Origin of the sequence: Streptomyces sp. NPDC058469, from assembly GCF_042721125.1 — a bacterium.
Lineage (GTDB): Bacteria > Actinomycetota > Actinomycetes > Streptomycetales > Streptomycetaceae > Streptomyces.
The window spans coordinates 1-22,308 of the sequence record NZ_JBHXME010000021.1; the positions used below are offsets into that span (position 1 = coordinate 1).

The 22,308-nt window shown below is 71.8% G+C and carries 20 protein-coding genes; 18 read left to right on the plus strand and 2 right to left on the minus strand.

Annotated elements, in window-relative coordinates; genetic code table 11:
- The first annotated feature begins 267 nt into the window (after positions 1-267).
- The 7 genes from ACFWP5_RS13090 (at position 268) to ACFWP5_RS13120 (ending at position 8,015) form a co-directional block, all read left to right on the plus strand.
- Positions 268-486 carry a hypothetical protein gene (locus ACFWP5_RS13090; RefSeq protein ID WP_384154477.1) on the plus strand — a complete coding sequence of 73 codons (219 nt, stop codon included), beginning with the start codon at positions 268-270 and terminating at the stop codon, positions 484-486.
- An 85-nt stretch (positions 487-571) separates the two neighbouring features.
- Complete coding sequence (locus tag ACFWP5_RS13095; protein WP_384154479.1) at positions 572-1,147, plus strand: hypothetical protein; 576 nt, start codon at positions 572-574, stop codon at positions 1,145-1,147.
- Positions 1,148-1,243: 96 nt separating this feature from the next.
- Positions 1,244-1,846, plus strand: coding sequence for a hypothetical protein (locus ACFWP5_RS13100; protein WP_384154481.1), 603 nt, complete (start codon positions 1,244-1,246; stop codon positions 1,844-1,846).
- A 69-nt stretch (positions 1,847-1,915) separates the two neighbouring features.
- Complete coding sequence (locus ACFWP5_RS13105; RefSeq protein ID WP_384154483.1) at positions 1,916-2,335, plus strand: hypothetical protein; 420 nt, start codon at positions 1,916-1,918, stop codon at positions 2,333-2,335.
- Positions 2,336-2,579: 244 nt separating this feature from the next.
- Positions 2,580-3,179 (plus strand): hypothetical protein, encoded by a 600-nt coding sequence (locus tag ACFWP5_RS13110; protein WP_384154485.1) that lies wholly within the window; start codon positions 2,580-2,582, stop codon positions 3,177-3,179.
- A 205-nt stretch (positions 3,180-3,384) separates the two neighbouring features.
- A complete protein-coding gene (locus tag ACFWP5_RS13115) occupies positions 3,385-5,910 on the plus strand; it encodes a DUF6248 family natural product biosynthesis protein (RefSeq protein ID WP_384154487.1) in 2,526 nt (841 codons plus the stop codon).
- A 425-nt stretch (positions 5,911-6,335) separates the two neighbouring features.
- On the plus strand, positions 6,336-8,015 hold the full coding sequence (locus ACFWP5_RS13120; protein WP_384154489.1) for a hypothetical protein: 1,680 nt from the start codon (positions 6,336-6,338) through the stop codon (positions 8,013-8,015).
- A gap of 79 nt (positions 8,016-8,094) precedes the next feature.
- Here the strand turns inward: ACFWP5_RS13120 and ACFWP5_RS13125 are convergent, their stop codons facing one another.
- Positions 8,095-8,475 (minus strand): hypothetical protein, encoded by a 381-nt coding sequence (locus tag ACFWP5_RS13125; protein WP_384154491.1) that lies wholly within the window; start codon positions 8,473-8,475, stop codon positions 8,095-8,097.
- A gap of 242 nt (positions 8,476-8,717) precedes the next feature.
- On the opposite strand from ACFWP5_RS13125, the gene ACFWP5_RS13130 reads away from it, so the two are divergent.
- The 3 genes from ACFWP5_RS13130 to ACFWP5_RS13140 are packed head-to-tail and all read left to right on the plus strand — an operon-like array spanning position 8,718 to position 12,108.
- The gene (locus tag ACFWP5_RS13130; protein WP_384154493.1) at positions 8,718-9,188 is read left to right on the plus strand and encodes a hypothetical protein; all 471 of its coding nucleotides are present in this window, start codon (positions 8,718-8,720) and stop codon (positions 9,186-9,188) included.
- On the plus strand, positions 9,185-10,954 hold the full coding sequence (locus ACFWP5_RS13135) for a relaxase/mobilization nuclease domain-containing protein (protein ID WP_384154495.1): 1,770 nt from the start codon (positions 9,185-9,187) through the stop codon (positions 10,952-10,954). Before ACFWP5_RS13130 ends, ACFWP5_RS13135 begins: the two co-directional genes overlap by 4 nt.
- A 17-nt stretch (positions 10,955-10,971) precedes the next feature.
- The gene (locus ACFWP5_RS13140) at positions 10,972-12,108 is read left to right on the plus strand and encodes a hypothetical protein (RefSeq protein ID WP_384154497.1); all 1,137 of its coding nucleotides are present in this window, start codon (positions 10,972-10,974) and stop codon (positions 12,106-12,108) included.
- Between the two features lie 66 nt (positions 12,109-12,174).
- Here the strand turns inward: ACFWP5_RS13140 and ACFWP5_RS13145 are convergent, their stop codons facing one another.
- Positions 12,175-13,236 carry an NlpC/P60 family protein gene (locus ACFWP5_RS13145; protein ID WP_384154500.1) on the minus strand — a complete coding sequence of 354 codons (1,062 nt, stop codon included), beginning with the start codon at positions 13,234-13,236 and terminating at the stop codon, positions 12,175-12,177.
- A 506-nt stretch (positions 13,237-13,742) separates the two neighbouring features.
- Between ACFWP5_RS13145 and ACFWP5_RS13150 the strand changes: the two genes are divergently transcribed.
- The 8 genes from ACFWP5_RS13150 to ACFWP5_RS13185 are packed head-to-tail and all read left to right on the plus strand — an operon-like array spanning position 13,743 to position 22,270.
- A complete protein-coding gene (locus ACFWP5_RS13150) occupies positions 13,743-14,222 on the plus strand; it encodes a hypothetical protein (RefSeq protein WP_384154502.1) in 480 nt (159 codons plus the stop codon).
- A gap of 2 nt (positions 14,223-14,224) precedes the next feature.
- Positions 14,225-14,518 (plus strand): hypothetical protein, encoded by a 294-nt coding sequence (locus tag ACFWP5_RS13155; RefSeq protein ID WP_384154504.1) that lies wholly within the window; start codon positions 14,225-14,227, stop codon positions 14,516-14,518.
- Between the two features lie 10 nt (positions 14,519-14,528).
- Positions 14,529-15,329: a hypothetical protein gene (locus ACFWP5_RS13160; protein ID WP_384154506.1), complete on the plus strand. Its 801-nt coding sequence runs from the start codon at positions 14,529-14,531 to the stop codon at positions 15,327-15,329.
- Positions 15,326-16,879: a hypothetical protein gene (locus ACFWP5_RS13165; RefSeq protein ID WP_384154508.1), complete on the plus strand. Its 1,554-nt coding sequence runs from the start codon at positions 15,326-15,328 to the stop codon at positions 16,877-16,879. Before ACFWP5_RS13160 ends, ACFWP5_RS13165 begins: the two co-directional genes overlap by 4 nt.
- A complete protein-coding gene (locus ACFWP5_RS13170; protein ID WP_384154510.1) occupies positions 16,876-18,324 on the plus strand; it encodes an SCO6880 family protein in 1,449 nt (482 codons plus the stop codon). The genes ACFWP5_RS13165 and ACFWP5_RS13170 overlap by 4 nt, the downstream gene beginning before the upstream one ends.
- 16 nt (positions 18,325-18,340) lie before the next feature.
- The gene (locus tag ACFWP5_RS13175; RefSeq protein WP_384154512.1) at positions 18,341-19,939 is read left to right on the plus strand and encodes an ATP-binding protein; all 1,599 of its coding nucleotides are present in this window, start codon (positions 18,341-18,343) and stop codon (positions 19,937-19,939) included.
- Positions 19,936-21,675, plus strand: a complete 1,740-nt coding sequence (locus ACFWP5_RS13180; protein WP_384154514.1) for a type IV secretory system conjugative DNA transfer family protein — start codon at positions 19,936-19,938, stop codon at positions 21,673-21,675. The genes ACFWP5_RS13175 and ACFWP5_RS13180 overlap by 4 nt, the downstream gene beginning before the upstream one ends.
- Entirely contained in the window at positions 21,665-22,270 is a 606-nt protein-coding gene (locus ACFWP5_RS13185) for a DUF4913 domain-containing protein (protein WP_384154516.1), read from the plus strand. The genes ACFWP5_RS13180 and ACFWP5_RS13185 overlap by 11 nt, the downstream gene beginning before the upstream one ends.
- Positions 22,271-22,308 lie beyond the last annotated feature (38 nt).

Below are 22,308 nucleotides of genomic sequence, written 5' to 3' on the forward strand. Positions count from 1 at the left end.
CATCTAGGCAGATCCGGGCTTGCCCCCCGACACGGCCCGTGGTCGGCGGAGCCTGCCCCGCCGCGGAGGGAATCCCCCGACCGGCCCGTCGTGCGGCGTGCGGACGCCGGACGTGACCCCGAAAAAGGCCGTCTGATCTGCGCTTTCAACTTGACCTTGGGCCCAAAACTTGATTGAATTAGCAGTGTCGAAAGGGGGCGGGAATCCCCGGCCGACACCAGGGCCCCCGGGCCCACACCGAACAACCTCAACGAAAGGTGCCTCGCGATGACCCAACGCATGGACAGCCGTGAAGGGTTCACCAAGGGCGACCAGGTGAAGCGGGCCGGAGACGGCCCCTGGGAGCTTCCGCCGGACGGCGTGGTCCAGGGCTGGCTCACCTACGAGCACGCGCCGAAGAACTGGTACTGCTGCGTCACTTGGGGCGGCCGGTACATCGGCCGCTACCAGGCGCACGAGATCGAGCACGCCGCCCAGCCGGAGTGACGACGACCGGCGGGGGAGCGGGGCGGGAATCCCGCTCCCCCGCCGGAGCCCACCACCGAAGAACCTCAACGACCGGAAGACGTTCATGACCATCAACAGCCAGGCCCCCGCCGCCTCCCGCGTGCAGCTCGACAAGAGCCCCGCCGAGTACCTCGTCATCGCCGACGACGGCCCCGCCGTCGACGACGTCCGCGCGGGCCAGAGCCCCGAGCGGCGGGTGCTCTACGTCGAGCGCCGGGCCGTCCACCCGGTCGAGCGGCAGCTCCAGTGGGACGAGCTGGAGGGCGCCTGCCTGGACGCGGAGGGCGCGGTGCGACTGCTGGCCTTCACCGCCGTCAGCCACGGCCACGCCGCCCACGTCGCCCGTCGCGAGTTCGCCGCGTTCAACGCCGCCGTCCGCATGGGCGACGAGATCGACCGGCACCTGGAGCGCGGCGAGCGCGGGTGGCTCGCGATCCGGATCGCCGACGGCGGCAGCGACGGGGTGCTGTACGACAGCTCGGACGCCGCCGAGGCCGCCCAGGAGCACCCCGAGGCGTGCACCTACTTCCCGATCTCCCCGCTGTGCCCGTGGACGCCCCGCATGTGCGCGGAGCACCTGGAGTTCATGACCCACCTGCGGCACGGGTGCATGGTCTACGGCCGCCCCACCTGCCACTGACCCGCGGCCGCCGGTGACGCGGGCGGGGGCGGGAATCCCCGCCCGCGCCACCGGCCCGGCCGCTCGACACCGATCAACCTCAACGAAGGGCACGACATGACCACCACCACCCTGGCCTACCGGCTCGGCGAACCCGACTGGGAGCAGCGCTACCCCGTCCTGATCGGCACGGACACCGTGATCGGTGCCGTCTTCCGCTGGCACCGTGACTGGCTCACCCTCACCAGCGAGGGCGAGCACAACCTCGGTCGTCCCGAGAAGGGCCGCCGCGGCGTGCCGAAGGCGGCCGCCCTGGCGGCGGCCGGGCAGGTGGCCGCCGAGTACGCGGCCGGTCGCATCACGACCATGACCCTGGCCGACGTCACGGCCGCCGTGCCGGTGCTGGACGGGCCGGTCCCGCTGCTGCACCCGCGGATGCCGCAGAGCCCCCGCAACACCGACACCGCGCGGGAGGTCATGGCCGCCGTGGCGCTGCACCGCTGGAAGCCGTACACCGGCTTCCCCGGCAGCGACAACCCGTGGTGGCAGGAGTGCGAACTGTGCGGCTGGCAGGGTCCGCGCTACTGGTCCCACCAGCGCGGCCGCAACGGCGAACTGCCCAGCACCCACCGGCACCCGGCGTCCGCGGAGTTCGGTGCGCCCGCCGGTTGCGTCGGTGACGCGAAGGTCCGCGAACTGATCACCGCCTACCAGCAGTAGCCCCCACCCGACAGGCAGCCGGGCCCGGACGAGCGCCGGGCCCGGCGCCCCCCCATCAGGAGGAATCCCGTGGCAGTCGACTTCAGCGTCAAGGGAACCGTCGAGCTGTGCCCGCCCGTCCCGCTCGCGCAGTTGTGGGAGCTGACCGAGGGCGGAGACTTCCACGTCGCCCCTCACGGCATCCCGGAGAGCGAGCTGACGGCGCTGGTCGAGCGCGAGGGATGGGTGCTCGTGCCCGACGCGGACAGCGGCACCGACGACCAGGGCCGCCCGAAGGCCATCAAGTACCTGCGGGTGGGCGACCCCGAGACCTACTCCTACTCGATCAACCGTCGCCTTGTGGCCCTGTCCGCATGGATGGGCGAGGCCCACGAGTTCGACGGAGAGCTGCACTACCAGGACGGCGACGTCGGCACGAAGGGCGTGATCGAACCGTTCGAGGACGGCGAGGAGCCCGAGTGGCACGAGACCGCCGGGCGGTTGTGGTGACGCCGCCAGCGCGGAGCGCCCGCGCTCCGTGCTGATCGGTACCAGCCCGCGGCCGGCGGGGGAGCGGGGCGCAGTCTCCGCTCCCCGTCGGCCGGGCGGTCCAGAACATGCAGGCGGCCGACGGGGCGCAAAAGCGTGGGAATCCCGTCGGCCGCAACGCCCGGCCACCGAAGGCCCTCAACAGGCCATCAACCGAGCACGCCAACATGGTAGACGCGTTCACACACACCGAGGAGCAGCACCCATGAAGACCATCGACGGACGGCAGTACGCCACCCGGGCCGAGCTGTCCGCCCGCGCCGGGTACAAGGGCGACGCCACCCTCCGCGCACTGTGGGCGGAGCGCGAGGACAACGGGCATCCGCCCGCCCGCCGGATCGACCGCGCCCTGTACTGGGACCTGGAGGTCTGGGAGCGGTGGCACACCGAGTACCGGCGCCAGGGCAACGGCGTCGACTACAGCGGCAGCCCCGACGAGGAACTGCCCCCGGCGGACCAGGCCAAGGTCCTCGGGATCAGCGTCAGCGCGATCAGCCACTACCGCGACAACCCGCCCCCCGGGTGGCCCGCACCCGTGCGCGAGGAGGAGCTGGAGAGCGGTCGCATGCGCGAGTACCGCACCCGGCGCCAGCTCTGGGCCTACGCCGACGCCGGGCCCCGGGCCGGAGCGGCCGGCCGGACGCCGGCGAAGGGCCCGGACCCCAAGGTCGCCCTGGCGGTCGAGGCCCTGGCCGCCGCGCCCGGCCGGAAGGCGGGGGAGACCGCGGCCGCCCTCGCCGAGCAGCACGGCGGAGGCCTGAGCACCTGGAAGCGCGCCGTCACCGAGGCCCGCAGGCAGGGCTGACCGGCGGCCGCGACGCGCACGGTCGGCATCGTCCCCGACCGGGCGGACGCGGGCCGCCGGAACGCTCGGGAAAAGGTCAGAAAAGCAGCCCTGAGCTGCTCTTTCGCCTTGACCCACAGCCCATAACTTGATTGAATTAGCAGTGTCGGAAAGGGGCGGGAATCCCGGACCGGCACCACCGAGAACCCCAACGACAGGACGGCCCATGACCGAGATCGAGGCGGGGGAGCCCACCCCCGAGACCTGCCTCCGGGTGGCCCGCGCGGCCGCCGCACTCGCCGCCGCCGCCGACGATGCGGCGCTGAACGCCGCGTGCCGCAGCAGCTCCCGCACCGAGGCCCACCGCGAGGAGGTCATGCACGCGGTGCACCGGGAGGCCGTCGAGGCCGAAGGGCACGCCGCCCGGGCGGAGCAGTGGGCGGCCGACCCGAGCATGCCGGACAGCGCGCTGCGCTACTGCGCCACCGGCGCCGTCGACCACGCCGTGCGTGCCCAGGAGGCGGCCGGGGTCGAGGCGACGGCCGCCGCGCTGCGCACCGAGCTGGAGCGCAAGCTCACGCCCCAGGAGCACGCCGAGCGGGAGAGCGAGCACCGCCGCGCCGAGGCCGAGCAGGAGGCCGAGGAGCGGGCCGAGACCGGCATGGACGCCGACAACCGCCACCTGGCCCGGATGAACGCCTACCTCGCCGAGAGCATCGTTCCCGCACTCGGCTGGACCGCTGGGCACGTGCGGGTGCTGGAGGCCGCGGAGACCGGCCGCCTGTACCAGCGCGACGGGCAGGTTCGACAGGCCGCCGTGCACGGCGTGTGGAGCGGCGGCCGCAAGGTCAGCCGGGAGCGGACGCAGGACCTGCGCGCCGCCGGGTACCTCACCGTCGTCGACGCGGCCGACGGCGTCAGCGTGCTCGTGCCCGCCCCGAGCGGCCAGGTCGCCCTGGAACTCGCGCGGCTGCACCCGGCGGGCCTGTACGAGAGCGACAAGGCGGCATACGAGGCCCGCTACGCCCGCGTTACGAAGCGGCACAAGCGCATGGACGACAAGAAGGCCGCCGCCCGCCGTCTCCCGGCCCTGGACGGCAGCACGGTGCGCCGGTACCAGCGGCCGGTGACACTCGTCGAGCAGGAGGCCCGCGCCGCGCGCGAGGCCACCGAGCAGTGGGAGGACGAGGGCGGCTACTGCCCCGGCGTCGAGACCCCCGCTCCCGCCGCGGAGAGCACCGCACGGTGCCCCTGCTGCGGACTGCGCAAGGCCACCGTGTCCGGCGTCCTCGCCCCCCACAAGCCCACCCGCGCCGCGGCCGATGACTGCCCCGGCAGCGGACTCCGCCCCGGCGTCGAACCCCGCGTCGAGGACGCGCCGGCGGCGGCCGCCGAGCCCGCCGCGACGCCGGTCACGGCCGGGCCGTCCCTGCCGCCGGGGATGTACTTCATGCCGCTGATGTCGACCCAGTACCGCGAGTGGTGGGCCATCCAGTGCGGCCGGTGCCAGGGCGGCGTCCGCACCGAGTTGCCCGGCGAGTGGGCCGACAAGTACGAGGCCGCGCAGGTGGCCCGCGAGCACTACGACGACCTCCACCGCCCGGCCAACGACTGGCTCACCACGGAGGAGATCGCCGAGGTGGAGCGCTGGCCGCTGTCGGCCGCGCAGCGCACCGTGCTGCACTGGGCCGAGCACGCCGAACTGGCGGAGTACGACGACGGGTTCTGGGCCCTGGACTGCGTCCCGGACCGCTGGGACGTCAACAAGAGGGTGGCCCGTGGTCGGGTGACCGGGATGTGGGCAGCCGGACTGCTGGACGTGCACCTGGACGGCAACGGCCGCCGCCGTCTCGTGAAGTCGCCGACCGGACGGCGGGTGGCCCGTCTGGTGTTGCGCGCGCACCGCCAGGGCATCGCGGACCCCGCGCCGAAGGACGCCCGGCTTGCCGCGCTCCCGAAGCGCAGCAACGGCTACCCGCTGATGTCCGAGGGGCGCTACTTCAAGGGCGAGGAGCGGCGCGCGGACGACCCGGCCCCGACGGAGACCGCACCCGTTCCCGCGGCCGCCGTTCCGGCAGCGGAGCCGGAGCCGGTGACGGCGCCGGTACGTGCCGACCAGCCCCTGTTGCGGCGCCTGTTCGCCCCGCGCGCCGCCCGCAAGCAGCGGCCCCCGCACGACGTCCGCACGGTCGTCCGGCGCCCTCAGCGCATCCTCACCCCGGAGGAGCGCGAGCGGGTGCAGGACATGCCGCTGCTCAACCTCCAGGGAGCCCTGATCATGGGCATCACCGACCCCGTCCCCAACGCGTCGCCGATGCCGGAGGACGCCGGTGCGTGGGTGCGCGAGCACGCGTGGCCCGCCCACTTCCAGCCGACGGAGGACAGGTATCCGTTCGGCTTCCACCGGTGGAGCATGTGCGAGCGAGGCACCTGCTGGAACTGCCTCTCCGGACGGCACGACATCTGCGTCCACCGGCAGAAGGGCGGCCCGGACGTCGACCGCAACCGGGACTGGGTGACCAACCACCAGGGGCGCACCGTCGCCGAGTTCATCCCCCGGCCGGACGGCGAGCCGTGCGTGTGGTGGTGCCGGTGCGAGTGCCCCAAGGACGGCCCCGCACCGGCCCGTCCGACGGCGAAGAAGAAGCCCGCTCCGGCCGGTTCGCCGACTGCGCCCGAGCCCGCTTCCGTACAGGCCGCGGCGCCCGCGCGGGCACCCGAGGCGGACGCGGTGCAGGCCGCCTTGTGGTGACGCGGGGGGCGCTGCCCCCCACACCCCCCGGCCCTCTCTCCAAGGGGGCGGGGGGACGGATGCCGACCTTGCGGTGAGTGGGTGGTGCGGGGGTGGGGGCGGCCGGGGGACTCCCTCGCCGGACGGGCACCCCGAGGGGGCCACAGCCCGCGCCGGGCCGCCAGGCCAAGCCGCCTGCGGCGGTCGCCTACGGCGAGCCCGGCACCCCGACACGGCCCGCGGCGGCTGACGCCTGCCCGACCGACGAGGGAGCCCCCCGACCGGGGCCGTCGTGCGGCGTTCCGACGCCGGAGCGAAAACGGCATGTGACCTGCGCGAACGCCTTGACGTGACCCCTAAAAGTTGATTGAATTAGCAGTGTCGGAACGGGGCGGGAATCCCGGACCGGCACCACCGAGAACCCTCAACGAACAAGGACAGAGCACATGAACGAGGTGCGCGACGCCGCGGCGACGGACGAGGACGGGCGCCCGTACGCGAACGGCTTCCAGCCGGCGGTGAGCGACTGGGACGGGTGGACGTGCGAGGACGACTGCGCCGTCTGCGAGACCGGCGCGGACTGCGCCGACTGCCAGGAGTGCACCGACTTCGCGTTCCCCTACCCGCCGCACTGGGCGCGCACCTGGCAGGAGGGCGAACCGGAGCGCGGCGTCGAGGCGTTCGGCGGACCGGGCGGCATGTCGGCCGGGCGCGCGCTGGTCGACGACGGCGGCGACTGGGTCCTCATCGAGCAGAACCGGGACGCCGCGGCGACGGCCCGGGCGGCCGGTCACTGGGTGGTGGAGGCGGACATCAGGACGCTGGACCCCCGCCACCCCGCCCTCCGCTGCACCCGCCGCTTCCACGGTTCGCCGCCCTGCCAGACCCTCTCCGACGGGGGCAAGCGCTCCGGCTGGAACCGGCAGGAGATCTCCGAACTCCAGAGCATCATGTGGCAGGCGTCCGAGGCGTTCGGCTTCCTGGAGGTCGACGACCTGTGCAGCCTCTACGGCGGCCCCCACCACTACTACGGCGACGTCATCGACGGCATGGAGGACCACCCCGACGCGCACGGCTGGGGCGACCAGTGCGGCGGCGGTCACCTGCCCCCCTGCATGACCCCCGCCGCGTTCCGCGAGTGGGCCGCCTCGTCGGTCTCCGACGAGCGCACCGCGCTCATGGCCGAGATGCTGATCTGGCCCATGTGCCTCGTGCAGATCGGCGCCCCGCTGGTCTCCATCACGATGGAGCAGTCGGCGAACCTGCTCCGGCAGACCCCCGCCCTGGCGGAGGCGATCCAGTCCGAGATCACCAGCGTGGAGGGCTTCGGCTGGGCATGGTGCTCGTGGCAGATCGCGGACGCCGCCGACTTCGGCGCGGCCACCCACCGCGAGCGGGCATGGATGGTCGCCACCCGCTACGAGCAGCCCCGCTACGCCGACCACGTCGACGGCCAGGCGGCGGCCCGCGAGATGTTCGCCCACGTGCTCAAGAAGACCGGCAAGCTGCCCGACTGGATGCCCGAGCTGGACCGCCGGATCGAGCCCTACCAGGGCCGCCCCGCCCTCCCGGTCGTGACCGTCGCGGACGCCCTGAACCTCCCGGCCACCTGGTGGGCCGACACCCGCGGCAAGCGCAAGGTCAACCCCAAGACCGGCAGGCCGAACGGCGGCGGCAGCTTCCCCCTCAACCGGGTCGGCATGTGCGTCACCGCCCCCTGGTACGGGATCAAGTTCCGCCCGGCCGACGTCCCCCAGGGCGAGGGAACCACCACGGTGTCCCTGCCGGATCTCGGAGTCCTGGTCGGCTTCCGCCAGGACTACCCGTGGACCTACATCCCCGCCCGGACGGGAGCGAAAGGGACCCGCAACATCGCCCAGATGATCGCCGACGCCGTCTCGCCGTTCATGGGCGCCGCCATCTCCGCCGCGGTCCAGGGCGAGGACTGGTACAAGCCGGTCTCCGGCTACCAGGCGACGTTGTACCGACTGCGCAAGCAGCCAGAGACGAACAAGCGGCCCGAGGTCGAGGAACAGCTCACGTTGTTCGGGAAGCAGACTCTCCTGCGCACCCTCTTCGCCCCGCGGCCGTCGGCCCCGGCCGCCGACTGGAAGCCCGCCGTCTGACCGACGGCCGCACGAAACACCAACGACGAAGGGCCCCGCGATGCGGGGCCCTTCGCATGTGTCCGGAGGAGCGGAACGGTCAGGCCGAGGCGGTGCTGCCCGCCGTCGTCGAGGCCGCGGCCGCCCCGTCCTGAGCCGGGATCGTCCCCGCCGGCGAGGAGCCCTCAGAGGCCGCCGTGGACGACTGGCCGTCGACCTTCTTCGCCGACGACCGCGACCGCTTCGGACGGGTCCGCGGTCGCTTCGCGGGCTCGTCCGCGCCGAGCTTCGTCAGTTCCTCCGTCGTCCAGCCCGCAGCTTCGGCGTCGACATACGCCTGGCCGTACGGCTCGTCGAGTTCGGCGAGCTGCTCCAGCAGGCTGCTCCGCTTGGCCAGGACCTCAACCAGGGGGCCCGCAGCGGCCATCCGGCGTTCCTGGACTTCCTTCATCTTCTGCAAGATCTCATCAGCGCTTGGCATGCGGTGATCGTAGCGTTCGTCATGCGGGAGGCCGCCCGATGTCCGGGTGGAATGCCGCAGGCTGTAGCGGTATTGACCGCGTGTCATGCATAGGCCGCGCCTTATGAGGAGCAGTAACCACAGGCAGCGAGTTGTGGCTTACTGATATCAGTAAGCCGGTTTGCTGGCCTTGATCCACTAGGGTGGGCGGCCAGCAAGAGGGGTCCGAGGACGGACCATTGGGGGAGGAACGGGAGGGCGTCGTGGCGAAGCCGCCGAGAGCGAAGAAGCCGCAGAAGGAGCGTCCCCGCCGGCGGGCTCGCGAAAGCGGCGGCCCCCGGTCCAACCGGTTCCTGGTCTCCTACAACGATGACGAGCTGGCGGTACTCGTCGAGGCCGCCGCTCGCGACAACACCGCCCTTGCTTCCTGGGTCGCGGACACTGCCCTAGCGGTGGCCACCGGAGTTCTGGTCCCCGTCTCCGCCGATGCCAAGGAGGTGCTGCGGGAGCAGGTGAACTCACGTGCGCAGGCGGCGAGGATCGGTAACAACCTCAACCAGATGCAACGCATTCTGAACTCCGTCGACGGAACGGCTGTAGCTCACTGGGACGCGTCCGATATCGACGTGACGGCCGCCCAGGTCCAAGGCGTTCTGGCGTTGGTCGAGAAGGCAGTGAAGCGCCTGGACGAAGCCACGTTGCAGGTGATGCGAGAGCGGCGGCCGCGCTCGTGATCCCGAAGGAGGCAGCGCCGGGCGACGACACCGCCGGACTGCTCTACTACCTGTACGGCCCGGGCAAGCGTGACGAGCACGTGGACCCGCACATGGTCGCCGCGTGGGACCCATTCGTACCTGATCCGGTGAAGTCGGATGAGTTCTCGATCTCTGATCTTGCGATGCTGCTGGACGCACCCGTGCGCGCCCTGACGGGCAAGAAGCCGCCGCTGCACGTCTTCCACGTGGCGGTGCGTAATCCCCCGGAGGACAGGACCCTCACCGACGAGGAGTGGGCCCGGGTGGCGCGCGAGATGATGCACGCCGCTGGCATCGCCCCGCACACCGACGACCAGGGTTGCCGATGGGTGGCCGTGCGCCACGCCGACGACCACATTCACATCGTGGCCACCCGTGCCCGCGAGGACGACCGTCAGCCGGACACGAGCTGGAGCAAGCTCCGGATGCAGGAAGCCGCGCGCGGGTTCGAGGTCGAGTTCGGCCTGCGCCGTCTGACCCACGCCGACGGCACCGCCCGCAGGTGGTCGAAGACCGGAGAGACCGACAAGGCAACGCGCCGGGGACTGTCCGAGCCTGTCCGCGAGACGCTCCAGCGCGCCGTACGCGAGGCGGCGGCCGCGTCCGTGAGCGACGCCGATTTCTTCGCCCGACTCGCCGCGGCCGGACTGCGCGTGAAGCAGCGGATCGCCCCGGACGGCAACGTGACCGGCTACTCCGTGGCCCTGCCCGGGGACCGCGACGGCGGACAGAAGCCGGTGTTCTTCCCGGGCACGAAGCTCGCCCCGGACCTGTCCCTGCCGCGCGTACGCGAACGCTGGAGCGGACCGCCGGTAAACCCCGCGGCCGCGCCGGCGGATGCCTGGCGTGCGGCGGCAGAGAAGGTCCGTGCCGCCGCCGACCAGCTCGGTGCCGGAGGCCTGCACGAGGGCGCCGGAGACGTGGCCGCGCTCGGGGACCTGATCGTGACGGCCGCCGTCGTCTCCCCATACCTGGTGCGCAGCCAGATGCGGAAGGCCGCGTACGAGTACGAGCGGGCATCCCGGGCTCCGGCCGCCCGTCAGATGGAGGGTCAGGCCCGGCAGCTGTACCGGGAGTCGAACCAGGTCCTGGCCCGCTCCGTGGCGTCGGTCGGCCGCAACGACACGGTCGCCGCCCTCGGTCTTCTGCTCGCTCTGGTGACCGCCGTGGAAGCCTCCCGGCGCTGGCACCAGGCGCAGGAGCACCGCGTCCAGGCGGAGGCCGCCGGACGGGCCGGACGACTGCTGCACGAGGCCGTCGAGGTGACCGTCGGCGTCAACGCGGCACGCGAGTACAAGCCCCGAGCCAAGCGCGCCGCGGCCCGGGCGGGGGCCGGGCGCCGCGCGGCCACGGCGCCGGGCACCCGGCCGATGGTGGGCACCGTTCAGGAAGCCGTTCCCGAGCACGCCCGGGAGATCCTGGCCGATCCGGCTTGGCCAGCGCTGAGAGCCCGGCTTGTCGAGGTCGAGAAGGCGGGCGACGATCCGGGCGACGTCCTGGCAACGGTCGCGGCCCGCAGGGAATTGAACTCAGCAGACTCGGTCGCCGAGGTGCTTGTATGGCGCCTGGACGGATGGCAGCGGCAGCGCAGTTCGGCGGCCGCCGCCTCCGGTAGCGGCACGACTGCCGCGCCCGCCGGCGGCCCCGGGCGAGGCACCCCGGCCCGCAAGCAGGGGGCGCCCTCGCCGACACGGCGGCCGCCCGGCGAGGAGCAGCAGCGCAAGGGCCCGAAGCGGGGCCGCTAACGAGGGGAGAGCGCGAGATGACAACACCAGCACCAGAGGAGCGCGCGGGGGAGGCGTTCGCGGAGTCCGCCGCCGAGGCGGTGCAGACCGCGGTCATGGCGGCACGTCTGGTCATGGCCATCGCGGACGCCGCGCGACGCCACCAGCAGCGCAAGCAGAAGGGGAAGGAGGACGACCTTCCGGCCGCCGAGGAGTCAGTGACCGAGGTCGGCAAGGACGTACAGCGGCTGCTTCCCACCGACGTCTCCACGGCGCTGATGGGGGAGGCGGACTGGCCGCAGCTCGCGCAGCAGCTGCTCGCCCTGCGCAAGGCGGGCGTCGACCTGGACCAGGTCCTGCCACGCGTCGGCGAGATCGCGGTGAACGTCCGCGACCAGGTCGCGGCCAAGGCCTCGGAGAACACCGACGAGTGGGTCCGGGCGGTGCGCGAGACGCTGCCGGCGGGGCCCGTGCGCGAGGCGATCCTGACCTCTCCGGCCTGGCCGGAGATGGCCGCGACGATGGCCCGGCTGGAGGAGAAGGGCGTCAACGTGCGCGAGGTCCTGGCGACCGCGCACAACGAGGTCCTGGCCGTCGACCAGGCGGTGGCGAAGGGACTCGGGGCGGCCGCCGAACCGGCGATGAGCCGGGACGCCCAGCTGTCGTACGGGCCGCTGACGACCGGGCTGGACCTCCCCCGGGATCTCGACCTGTCCGACCGCGAGCGGGCGTTCGCTCAGCTGGCCATCTCGTCGCAGGAGAACCAGCGGTACACCCGCTGGGTGCGCGAGGCGATGCCCGGGCACGAACGGGAGGCGGATCTTTTGGTGGCGTCCCGTCAGTGGCCCCTGGTGGCCCGCCGGATGGCGCAGATGGAGACCGAGGGCAAGCCGGTGCGCGAGCACCTGGCCCGTCTGGCCAAGGACACGTCCTGGCAGGAAGGGCCCGACGCCCAGCTCGGCACCCGGCTGGTGCAGGCCGCCAGCGACGCACTGCGCCGTCCGGCGGGCGACGCACCGGGTGAGTCACGGGTGAAGGTGAACACCGCGGCGGCGAAGGCGACATCACCGAGCGTGGGCCCTACTAAGGCGGCGAAGGCCGCAGCGCCCGCGGAGGCCGGGGTCGCGCCGCACCGTCAGCCCGCACCCGCTCCCACGCGGGGCAAGTCGAAGTAGCCGAGACCCGTACGCACGTGTGCCGCAGACCCCGACCGGGGTCTGCGGCACACGTGCGTGGAGGGGTCAGACCCGGGTGGCGCCGTAGTAGTCCCGCTCCGGCATCGCGGAGGTCAGGGGAGCCAGTTCGACGTCACGGCCGGTGCGCGGCGCCTGCACCACGTTGCCGTCGCCCGCGTAGATCGCGACGTGATAGATCGAGCCGCTGCCGCCGTGCGACCAGAACAGCAGATCGCCCGGCTTGAGGTCGGACCGGGAGACGGCCCGGTCGGACGTCGCGCCGTACTGCGCGGCCGCCGTACGCGGCAGATTCACCTTGGGCGCGAACGCGTACTGAACGAGGCCGGAGCAGTCGAAGCCGATGGTGCTGGAGGCCACGCAGTCACCGTTGAGGTAGCCGTTGGTGCCGTCACAGAAGCCCCGTGACGGGCCGTTGGGTCCGCCGCCGCCCCACGCGTACGGAGTGCCTATCCGGCCGACCGCCTTGCGCAGTGCGTCGGCCGCCGAGCCGGAGCCGGAGACCTGGATCAGGCTCGGGCCCTGGAAGCGCGGCAGGTAGCTCAGGATGAGCTGGACGTAGTTGAACGTCTCGCCGTTCGCGAACGACTTCGGCGGGACGCCCTTGAACTGCTCGACCCTGCCCCAGCCCGCGTTGTACCCGGCCAGCGCGAGGCCGCGGACGTCGCCCGGGAAGCCCGAGGACTTCGCCTGCTTCAGCAGGGAGCACATCATCCGGCCCTGCGCCATGACGGCGTCGCCTATGTCCCACAGCGAGGTCTCGCCGTTCCCGTCGTCGTCACGCCCCCAGGTCGCGAACGTCGAGGGCAGGAACTGCGCCGGACCCTGCGCGCCGGCGCCGCTGGTCGCCTCCTCCTTGGAGGTCTTGAACTTCGACTCCTGCCAGAGCTGAGCGGCCAGCAGAGCCGGGGTCATCTCCTGTTCCGCGCAGGCGTCGTCCGCCTTGAGAATCCACTTGCGGAACTCGGTGGGCACCCCGCGCAGCCCGCCGCCGCTGGTCGTCTCGGCGGCCGAGGCATCGTCATCGGACACCACCACCCCCACCACCACCAGGAGCGCCAGGACAACGAGTCCGGCGACCGCGGCGGCGGCCCCTATGAGCACCTTCACGTGCTATCCCCCCCGTGCTTGTTCTCGATTCGCTCGTGCCAGTTGTGCGACTTGCTGCGGTACTAGATCACGATGCGCCCGCCGTGCGCGCCTCCATTGAGGCGGGCCGGACCGTCGAACGGATCACGGCTCACGTAGGGTCAGAAGCAGTCTCGTGTGGGGCGAGTTCGCTCGGCGAAACCGCGTCCCCTCTTGCCCGCGTACAGCGCAGCGGAGGCGTCCACACGGAACGGTTGGCGACCCGGGGGTGTGGCTGATGAGTACGCGCGTTGACGCTGTGACTAGGGACGAGTCCACCAGTCGCGATCGAATCGCCGTCTCGAAACCGCCCCCGCCGTGCAGGTGCCTCTCCCCCCGCCGTGCGCTCCCGTAAAGCGCCACCCGTGACCTGACCTCTGGCTCCGGCAAATATGCCATCCAGGTTTGACAGGGGTTCACGCTAGCCTCAGTGATCTCAAGAGCCCAACATCGCGTCCTAAACGAAGCTATACGGGGGGAGTTGCGGCATGACCGCCCAATCAGTGACATCAACACCGGGCGCCGGTACGCCGGTTGCCCTCCGGTACGCGCTGATGCCCGTCGACAACGGGTTCGGCATTGCAGTGGTGACGGTCGCCAAGATGCTCGACAACGACGCCGGCGGCGCCCGCGCCCGAATCCTGGCGTACGGCGAGCAGATCCCGTACGGCGCCTCCCCGGTGCTCGTCGCCGACACGACGCTGTACAGCGCGCAGATGGTCGAGCAGACCCTCCAGCGCTGGGGCTCGCTGCCCCGGCCCTGGCTGGTGTGGGTGGCCGACAGCCCGGCCCGCCCGGTGCAGGACGCCCGGTTCCTGGTCCGCGCCCTGGAGGGGCGACTGGCTGGGGTGGCAAAGGTGCCGTACCTGCCCGTTCTACGGGCCGTTAAGGGTCCCGACGAGGCCCTGGAGTACAGAGACGTCCGGTCCGCAGCCGAGAAGCTGCGGCGCACGATCGAAGGGAAATGAGCATGGCCATGCAGCGGGCAGCCGCCGACGTGACTCTCGCCGGGCTGATCCCCGGAGCGAAACCGACGAAGATCCCGGGCATGGACGGCCCGGTCTCCGAGATCTTCGGATACGCCCTGTGGCTGCTGATCCTGGCCGGGGTCGGCGGCGTCATCTTCGGCGTCTACAAGCTCGCCGTCTCGGACAAGAGCCGCAACGGCGGCGGGTCCGAGCCGTTCAAGTGGATGGGCGGGGGACTGGTGGCCATCATCGTGTCCAGCTCCCTGATCGCGATCCTCAACGGCATCGCAGGCTGAGGCGGGGGACATGGGACGCACCAGGGGGACGTTCAACACGAAGGGCATGTGGTTGGCGGGCGGCGTGCTCGCGGCCGTGCTCGCCCTGACCGGCTACGCCGTGTTCAGCGGCGGCGACGACGGCGGGGACACCCCGGCGGGCAAGGGCGGGGCGAGCGCGTCCGCGTCCGCGTCACCGGGTCCGAGCGCGACGTACGCGCCGCCGGACGACTGGACCGAGCCGAACTCGTGGGCGGCGCTTCCGCGGGGGAAGCGCACCGACGACCACGGCAGCCAGGTCGGCTTTCCGAAGACCGCCGAAGGCGCCGTGGCGATGATGCTCGCGGCCAACACGACCGACATCGAGGGCGACAAGACCAACACGGACGAGCAACTGCGCATCTACCGCTCGTACATCGGCAAGGCCGACCAGTCCTCGGAGAACGCCGAGCAGATCGAGCTGAACGGCCAGCAGAGCGACAAGGCCCTGGCCAAGCAGATGGGCGTGGCGGCCGGGCAGCCCCTGCCGTCGGGCGCGTACGTCCGCAGCACCGTGGTGGGCTACAAGATCATCAAGAAGTCGGACACCGAGGTCAGCGCATGGCTGCTCTCGCGGGTGGTCCAGAAGAACGGTGAGACGGCGAAGGAGAGCGGCAGCTACACCCGCACTCTGGCCGGCGCCCAGTGGGAGGACGGCGACTGGAAGCTCACAGGTGACGCCACCGCTCGCGCGCAGTCGGACGTCCAGGGCCAGGCCCAGCCGCACATCGTGGCGCCGGGCGACGCGGACTTCAACAGCTCCGGCTGGACGGCCATAAGGCAGGCGTCGTGAACCGCCAGGGAGTCGTAGGGCGCCGGTTCGCCGCGATCCTGCTCGCCCTGGTCGCGGTTCTCGGCGTGTCCGTCGTCTCGGCGCCGCAGCCCGCGCGGGCCGACGGGATCATCGGCAACACGATAGAAGGGGCGTGCCGGATCGGCACCGGGCCGGTGCTCGGGACGATCCTGCACACCGGCGGCAAGCTGACCGGCATCGGTGGCCTGACCGGCTCGGACATGTGCGACGCGGTCGGCGACGCGGGCGAGAAGGCCATCAAGGAGGCCTGGAAGAACGTCTGGGACTCCGTGTTGGGCGACATGATCAGGTCGGCCCAGGACGTCACCAAGTGGGTCATCAAGAAGGTGCTGACGTTTGCCCTGCTCGGGCCGTCAGTGGACCTCAAGGGCACCGGGTTGTGGGACGGCAAGGCCACGCTCGCGGGCATGCTCGTTTGGCTCGGGTTGGTGATCGCCGCGGCCGGGGTGATCTGGCAGCTTGCCAAGATGGCCGTCACCGGCAAGGCGCAGCACGTCGGGGTGGCGATGCGGGGGTGGGTGGAGAACCTCTTCCTGTCCGCCCTCGGGGTGTCGCTGTTCGCGTTCCTGCTGACGCTCGGGGATGCGCTGAGCAGCGGGTTGGTCAACGCGACCTTCGCGGACGACGGGCAGGCCTACGAGCGGATCATCGCGGTCCTGCTGCCCACCGCGGTCTCGAACCCGATCACCCTGCTGTGCATCGTCGGCGTCCTGCTGCTGATCGGTTTCATCCTGATGGTGATGATCTTCCTTCGGCAGAGCGCCATCCCCATCATCTGCCTGCTGATCCCCGTGGCCGGCGGCGGCCGGACCGGCGGCGAAGCCACCCGGAAGTGGGCACCCAGCCTCATCACCTCCGGCATGGTCATCGTGGCGTACAAGCCGACGGTCGCCGTGATCATCTGCACGGGGTTCGCCGAGTTCGGCCACGCCAAGACCCTCCCGGAATGGCTGCGCGGCTGTGCCACGCTCGTTCTCGCGGTCATCGCCCCGGGTCCTTTGACGAAGATCTTCGCCCCGTTCGGGGCGGCGGTCGGCGCGGGCATGAGCGCGGGCGGCGCCGGGGGCGCCCTGACCGCGGCCGCGGGCTACTTCGCCGGGAAGGCCGGAGGCGACGGCGACGGCGGCGGTGGTGGTGACGGCGATAGCCCGTCGAGCGCGGTCGAGCACGCCCGGTACGTCGAGCAGAGCATGGGCAGCCAGAACGGCGGCAGTGGCGGCGGTTCGGGTGAGGACGGCGGCCAGGGCGGCGACGCCCAGGCGCAGGCCGCCCGGAACGAGGCCGGTACCCGCGTACCCGGCCAGGCCGGAGCCGAAGGCGCCGCCGGAGCGGACGCCGCAGTGGCCGGTGCAGGTGCAGGAGTTGGAGCGGGCACGGCGGGCACGGCGGGCGCAGCGGGTACGGCGGGCGCCACCGGCACCGCGGCCGCCGGCGCGCTCGGTCCGGTCGGTGTCGGCATTCAGGTCCTGGACGGCGTCAACGACGCGGTCCAGGGCGCGAGCGGAGCGATGGGCGGAGAGAACCAGTGACCACCCACGAAGTGCCCAAGACGCTGATGGTCCAGGGTTTCCGGGCCCGCCGTTCCTTCGGGTTCGGCGGGCTGTCGCGGAACGCGACGATCTTCGCAGCGTCCATCCTGACGGCGGACGGCCTGATCGCCACCCAGGTCCCGCTGTCCCTGTTGGTCACCCTGCCGGTGACCGGCGCGGTCTTCGGACTGGCCGCCGCCAAGCGGCACGGCATGTCCGCGCTGAACTACTACTGGGCCAAGGTCGCCTGGAAGAGGGCGGCGAAGTTCGACGCCACCTCCTACCGGCGTCTGCTGCTGCCGCACCCGTACGCCCTGGACCTGCCCGGCGTCGGCGCCAGCTCCACCCTGATCAAGGCCCACGACCCGACCAGCGGCCGCCCCGTCGGTGTGGTCCACGACCGGGCGACCGGCTACATGACCATCACCACCCTCCTCGCGCCGGGCGGCAGCCTCATGGCGCCCACCGGGGCCGTGCAGAGCAGCCTGCGCACCTGGTCGTCCGTGCTGGACGCGATGTCCACCGACGAGCAGGTCAAGGGCGCGTCCGTCACCATCCAGATCACCCCGGGGGCGGGGGAGGCGCTCGGTGACGACGTCGCGGTCCGCAAGGACCCCAACGCCCCGCAGCTCGCCAGGAAGATCATTGACGAACTGGTCCGCACGACGCCGCACGCCACCGCGAGCGTGGCGCCGTGGATGAGCGTCACCGTCGACCCGAACGCGACCGTCAACGCACCGGTGGACCTTGCGGAGCAGGTCGCCGAGGCGCTGCGGGTGGTCGACTCGCTCGACCTGTCGGGCACCGGTACGGACATCGAGCGTCGGGCGACGGACGTCGACCTGCGACGCATCGTCAGGTCCGCGTACGACCCGGACGTGTTCAACGCCCGCGACAAGGAGTTCGAGGAGCTGAGCTGGTCGGAGTGCGGGCCGCAGGCCGCCGACGACGGCTGGGAGGAGTACGCGCACGACGGCGGGGTGTCCATCAGTTGGGTGCTGCGCGAGATGCCGCGCCGTCCCCTGCCGTACTCCGTACTGCTGCCGCTGCTCGCCCCCGGTCGCTACCAGCGACGCCTGACGCTCAGCTACCGCGTCCTGGACCCGTACGAGGGCGAGGCGGTGCTGGAGCGGGAGATCAGCAACGCCGCGGACCGCGCGCGGGCGACCGCCGAGGTCAAGGGCCGGGCGAAGTACAGCCAGAAGGCCGACCTCCAGCGAGCGGAGCAGGCCGCCGCACAGGTGGCCGGCGGCTCCCAGGTGGTCGACTGGACCCTCATGGTCACCGCCACCGCCCGCCGCACCGCCGACCTGCCCGCCGCGCGCCAGGAGCTGGCCCGCGCGGTCAAGGCGACCCGAGGCATCCGGATGCGGAGCGCGTTCGGCGCCCAGGCCGCCGTGTTCGCGGCTGGACTGCCGATCGGCTACTCGCCGCTCGTGAAGTGAAGGGGGGCTGACGACGATGGCACGCAAGACCAAGCAGGTGCCGGTGACCACGCCCAAGCGGGTGGTCAGGGTGATTGAGCAGGCCCCGACCCGCGAGGAGCGGAGGGTCGAGAAGAAGCTGAAGGGCCGCTTCGCCCCGAGGTTGGGATGGGGCGGAAGGTTCGGCGGCCGCTCGCCGGTCGAGGACACCGGCACCGTCTACACCGGCCCGACCAGCCAGGCGGGCGGGATCTACCCGTTCCTTCTGGGGTCGGGCCTGCCGCCGCGCGGCGTGCCGGTCGGGCGGGACGTGCTCACCGGCGAGTTGGTGTGTGTGGACCCCAGCGGATGGACCGGCAAGCTCACCACCAACCCCGGCATGTGGGTGATGTCGCAGCCGGGCGCGGGCAAGTCCGCGCTGGTCAAGCGCGTGTGCCTGGTCTACTCGGCATACGGGCACATGGTCTGTGTCCCCGGCGACGTCAAGGGCGAGTACAGCGACCTGATCCGCGAACTGGGCGGCTCCGTCGTACGGATCGGCGACGGCATCGGGCGCCTGAACCCCTTGGACTCCGGCCCGTTGAAGGGGCGCGTGCACACACTGCCCGTCGACCGGCGCGAGTCCCTGCTGGACGTCCTCAACGGGAGGCGGCTGGAGACCCTGGTCGCCCTGCTGTCCACGAAGCACGGGTTGGGCCGGTCCCCGAACGAGATCGAACGCAGCGCGCTCGACACCGCGGTGCAGGTCGCTTCCGCCGCACAGGAGTCCGGCAGCGACCCCGTGGTCGCCGACGTCGTCCTGGCCCTGCGCGCGGCCCCCGAGGAGCTGCGCACCAAGTTGGCCGCCGAGGGGGAGCGGTACCGGGACCTGACGCGGTCGGTCATCGCCGGGCTGGACAACTTGATCGGCGGGCCCTTGAAGGGCTTGTTCGATGGCCCGACGACGACCCCCTTGGACATCTCGGCGCCCGCCGTGTCCGTGGACATCTCCGCCCTGCGGGCCCGCGGCAACGATGTCGTCTCCGCCGGGATGATCGCGACGTGGGCGTACACCTACTCCGCGATCGACTCCGCCCGCAGCATCGGCCTGATGGACCGCTCCCTCGTGCTGCCGATGGACGAGATGTGGCGCGCACTGCGGTCCGGCCCCGGCCTGGTGGACGCGATGGACGCCATCAGCCGCCTGAACCGGACCACGAACGACGTGACGATCTACGTCACGCACTCGTTGCTGGACGTCGAGGCCCTGCCGACCGAGCAAGACCGGGCCAAGGCCAGGGGCCTGATGGACCGGTGCGACACCTGGGTGATCGGCGCGTCCTCCGAGGAGGAGCTGACCCGGGTCACCGGCAAGCGGTCCCTCACCGAGCAGGAGCGCATGATGATCGGCTCGTGGTCGTCGGCGACGTCGACCGGGCTCGACATCGACCCGACCTTCGACGACGCCGACGGCAGCAACGTGGCCCTGGAGGACGAGGGCGCGCGGCACCCCGGCCGTGGCAAGTACCTGATCAAGATTGGCACCCGGCCCGGTATCGCGGCCTCGCTGGAGCTGACGCAGACCGAATTGCGGCTCTACCGCACGGACACCAACCGGCGCCGGATGACGACGAGCGTGGGGGGCGACAGCCGATGATGACGGAGAACGACCGGGCATGGGCGGGCGGAGGGATTCTGGCCGGCGGAGTGGTGACGCTGGCCGCCGCGACGTGGGCCGGTGCGGCCGCCGGTGCGCTGGTGACCGGCGAGGACGTGGCGCCCGCCTCCCCGCTCACCGTCTACCAGATGGCCACCGAGTGGTCGACGGTGTGGCCGCACGCGCAGACCGCCTCTGCCATCGGCGCCACCGTGGCGGACCTGGCCGTCGTCGTGTTCCTCGTGTGGGGTCTGCGCTGGGCCTTCCGCTGGTTCCGGAACCCAAACAGCCTCGCGACCCTGCACCAGGTGCGCGAGCTGACACCGAAGGCCGCGGCTCGTACTGCGCTCAGGCTCCGGTCCTCACTCAAGGGCACCAAGCCGGCGAAGGTCCCGCCGCGCGACCGGGGCGTACTGCTCGGGGACCACATGCCCTCCGGCGTCGAGCTGCGCGGCAGCGACGAGGACACCTACATCGCCATCATGGCGCCGAGAGCCGGTAAGTCCACGGCGCTGGCCATCCCCGTTGCGGAGGAGGCCCCCGGCGCCCTGCTGATGACGAGCAATAAGGCCGACGTATACGCCGCCACCGTCGGCAGCCGCTCGAAGGTCGGGCAGACGTGGGTGCTCGACACCCAGGGCGTCGCCCAGGTCGAACGGCAGATGTGGTGGGACATGATCGCTCAGGCGGAGACGCTGGAGGGCGCCGAGCGCCTGTCCTCGCACTTCGTCAACCAGATCACCAGTGAGCAGGCCGACCCGTTCTGGAGTCAGGCCGCCGGTGACCTGCTCGTGGGACTGTTCCGGGCCGCGTACCACGACGGCGGCACCGTCCGCGACGTCATGAAGTGGTTGAGCGACCCGAAGGAGAAGGCCCCGCTCAACATCCTCTACACGCACGAGCCGGTGCTCGCCGAACAGGTGGACTCCTCTATCTCCATCGCTGAGGAGACGCAGAGCGGCATCTTCCAAAACGCCCGGACGGCCGTCAGCGCGCTGCGTGACGAAAGAGTGCTCGCGTGGGTCACGCCCGACAAGCGTTACCCGCGTTTCGACCCCGAGGCCTTCGCGCTCAGCACGGACACCCTCTACCTGCTGTCCAAGAAGGGTGGCCCCTCCTCCGCGGTCATCGCCGCGCTCGCCGATGCGGTGTTCACTGCGGCCTCCGAGGCCGGGGAACGCTACGGGGGCCGTCTGCCGGAGCCGATGCGGGCCGTGTTGGACGAGGCGGCGAACATCTGCCGGATCAAGGATCTCCCTGACCTGTACTCCCACCTCGGGAGCCGGGGCATCACCCCGTTCGTGATCCTCCAGAGTTACCGCCAGGGCGTCGCCGCGTGGGGCGAGGTCGGCATGGATGCCATGTGGAGCGCGGGCACCAAGAAGATCATCGGTGTCGGTATCGACGACGCGAAGTTCGCCCAGGACATCAGCAACCTGATCGGGCCGCACTGGGTCGAGCGCGGCTCGTACTCCAAGAGCAAGGACGGCGGCAGCCGCAGCTGGTCCGAGCAGCGTGAAGAGGTGATGGACCCCTCCCGAATCCGGGCGATGTCCAAGGGGACCGCCCTGCTTCTGTCCACCGGCATGCCGGTCGCACAGATCAGCCTGCGCCCCTGGTACGCGGAGAAGGCGATGGCGCACATCGGCCCGCAGATGCGCGACGAGGAGGCTGCCATCACCAAGCGGGCCGTGGGTGCGTACGAGGCGCGGAAGGCGACCCGCAGTGGCCGATGAGCGCGGCGAGGACGACCCGTCGGCACAGCTGGACGTGCCGGTCACGATGTTCGAGGACGTCGAGGACCTGAAGGCCGCCGTCGCCCGGCTGACTGCCCAGCTCGAAGCCCTCACCGGGGGCGGGGGAGGGGAGCCGGGCGAGGCCTCTGCCGAGGACGAGGAGTCGGCCGGCGAGGAAGGTGCCGACGAGGACGAGGAAGACGAGGGCGAGCAGTACCCGCCGCTGATCCTGCTGCTGGACTCGCCCGCGTACGACGACGAGTTGCGCGCCCTCATCGAGTGGGTTGAGGGCGTCCTCGTGCCCGGCTACCTGGGGGAGGCCGCCTCCGAGGCGCGGTGGTGTCACCTCTGGTTCGAGCACACGCCCGCCGTCGCCCGGCTGCACGCGCTGTGGCTCGCGTGGCAGGAACTCACCGACCCCGCCAGCTGCGGCTACACCGGACCCAGCACGTGGCACCGGGACCATCTGGACCCGTGCATCCGGGAGTTGCGCGGCCCCAACGGTCCCTTCGCCGGGTGCACCAAGCGTGAACACGAGGTCATCCACCGGATGCCGGGGCTCGTGCCCAGCGCGTGGCGGATGGAGGAGGGCTGAGCGCCCTCGCGCCGAGCCGGGCCGCGGCCGCCATCTCG

What these genes read in the sequence shown, in the direction of transcription:
- ACFWP5_RS13090 (WP_384154477.1), top strand. Translation starts at nt 268, where the DNA reads ATGACCCAACGCATGGACAGCCGTGAAGGGTTCACCAAGGGCGACCAG.
- ACFWP5_RS13095 (WP_384154479.1), top strand. Translation starts at nt 572, where the DNA reads ATGACCATCAACAGCCAGGCCCCCGCCGCCTCCCGCGTGCAGCTCGAC.
- ACFWP5_RS13100 (WP_384154481.1), top strand. Translation starts at nt 1,244, where the DNA reads ATGACCACCACCACCCTGGCCTACCGGCTCGGCGAACCCGACTGGGAG.
- ACFWP5_RS13110 (WP_384154485.1), top strand. Translation starts at nt 2,580, where the DNA reads ATGAAGACCATCGACGGACGGCAGTACGCCACCCGGGCCGAGCTGTCC.
- ACFWP5_RS13115 (WP_384154487.1), top strand. Translation starts at nt 3,385, where the DNA reads ATGACCGAGATCGAGGCGGGGGAGCCCACCCCCGAGACCTGCCTCCGG.
- ACFWP5_RS13120 (WP_384154489.1), top strand. Translation starts at nt 6,336, where the DNA reads ATGAACGAGGTGCGCGACGCCGCGGCGACGGACGAGGACGGGCGCCCG.
- ACFWP5_RS13125 (WP_384154491.1), bottom strand. Translation starts at nt 8,475, where the DNA reads ATGCCAAGCGCTGATGAGATCTTGCAGAAGATGAAGGAAGTCCAGGAA.
- ACFWP5_RS13140 (WP_384154497.1), top strand. Translation starts at nt 10,972, where the DNA reads ATGACAACACCAGCACCAGAGGAGCGCGCGGGGGAGGCGTTCGCGGAG.
- ACFWP5_RS13150 (WP_384154502.1), top strand. Translation starts at nt 13,743, where the DNA reads ATGACCGCCCAATCAGTGACATCAACACCGGGCGCCGGTACGCCGGTT.
- ACFWP5_RS13155 (WP_384154504.1), top strand. Translation starts at nt 14,225, where the DNA reads ATGGCCATGCAGCGGGCAGCCGCCGACGTGACTCTCGCCGGGCTGATC.
- ACFWP5_RS13160 (WP_384154506.1), top strand. Translation starts at nt 14,529, where the DNA reads ATGGGACGCACCAGGGGGACGTTCAACACGAAGGGCATGTGGTTGGCG.
- ACFWP5_RS13175 (WP_384154512.1), top strand. Translation starts at nt 18,341, where the DNA reads ATGGCACGCAAGACCAAGCAGGTGCCGGTGACCACGCCCAAGCGGGTG.
- ACFWP5_RS13180 (WP_384154514.1), top strand. Translation starts at nt 19,936, where the DNA reads ATGATGACGGAGAACGACCGGGCATGGGCGGGCGGAGGGATTCTGGCC.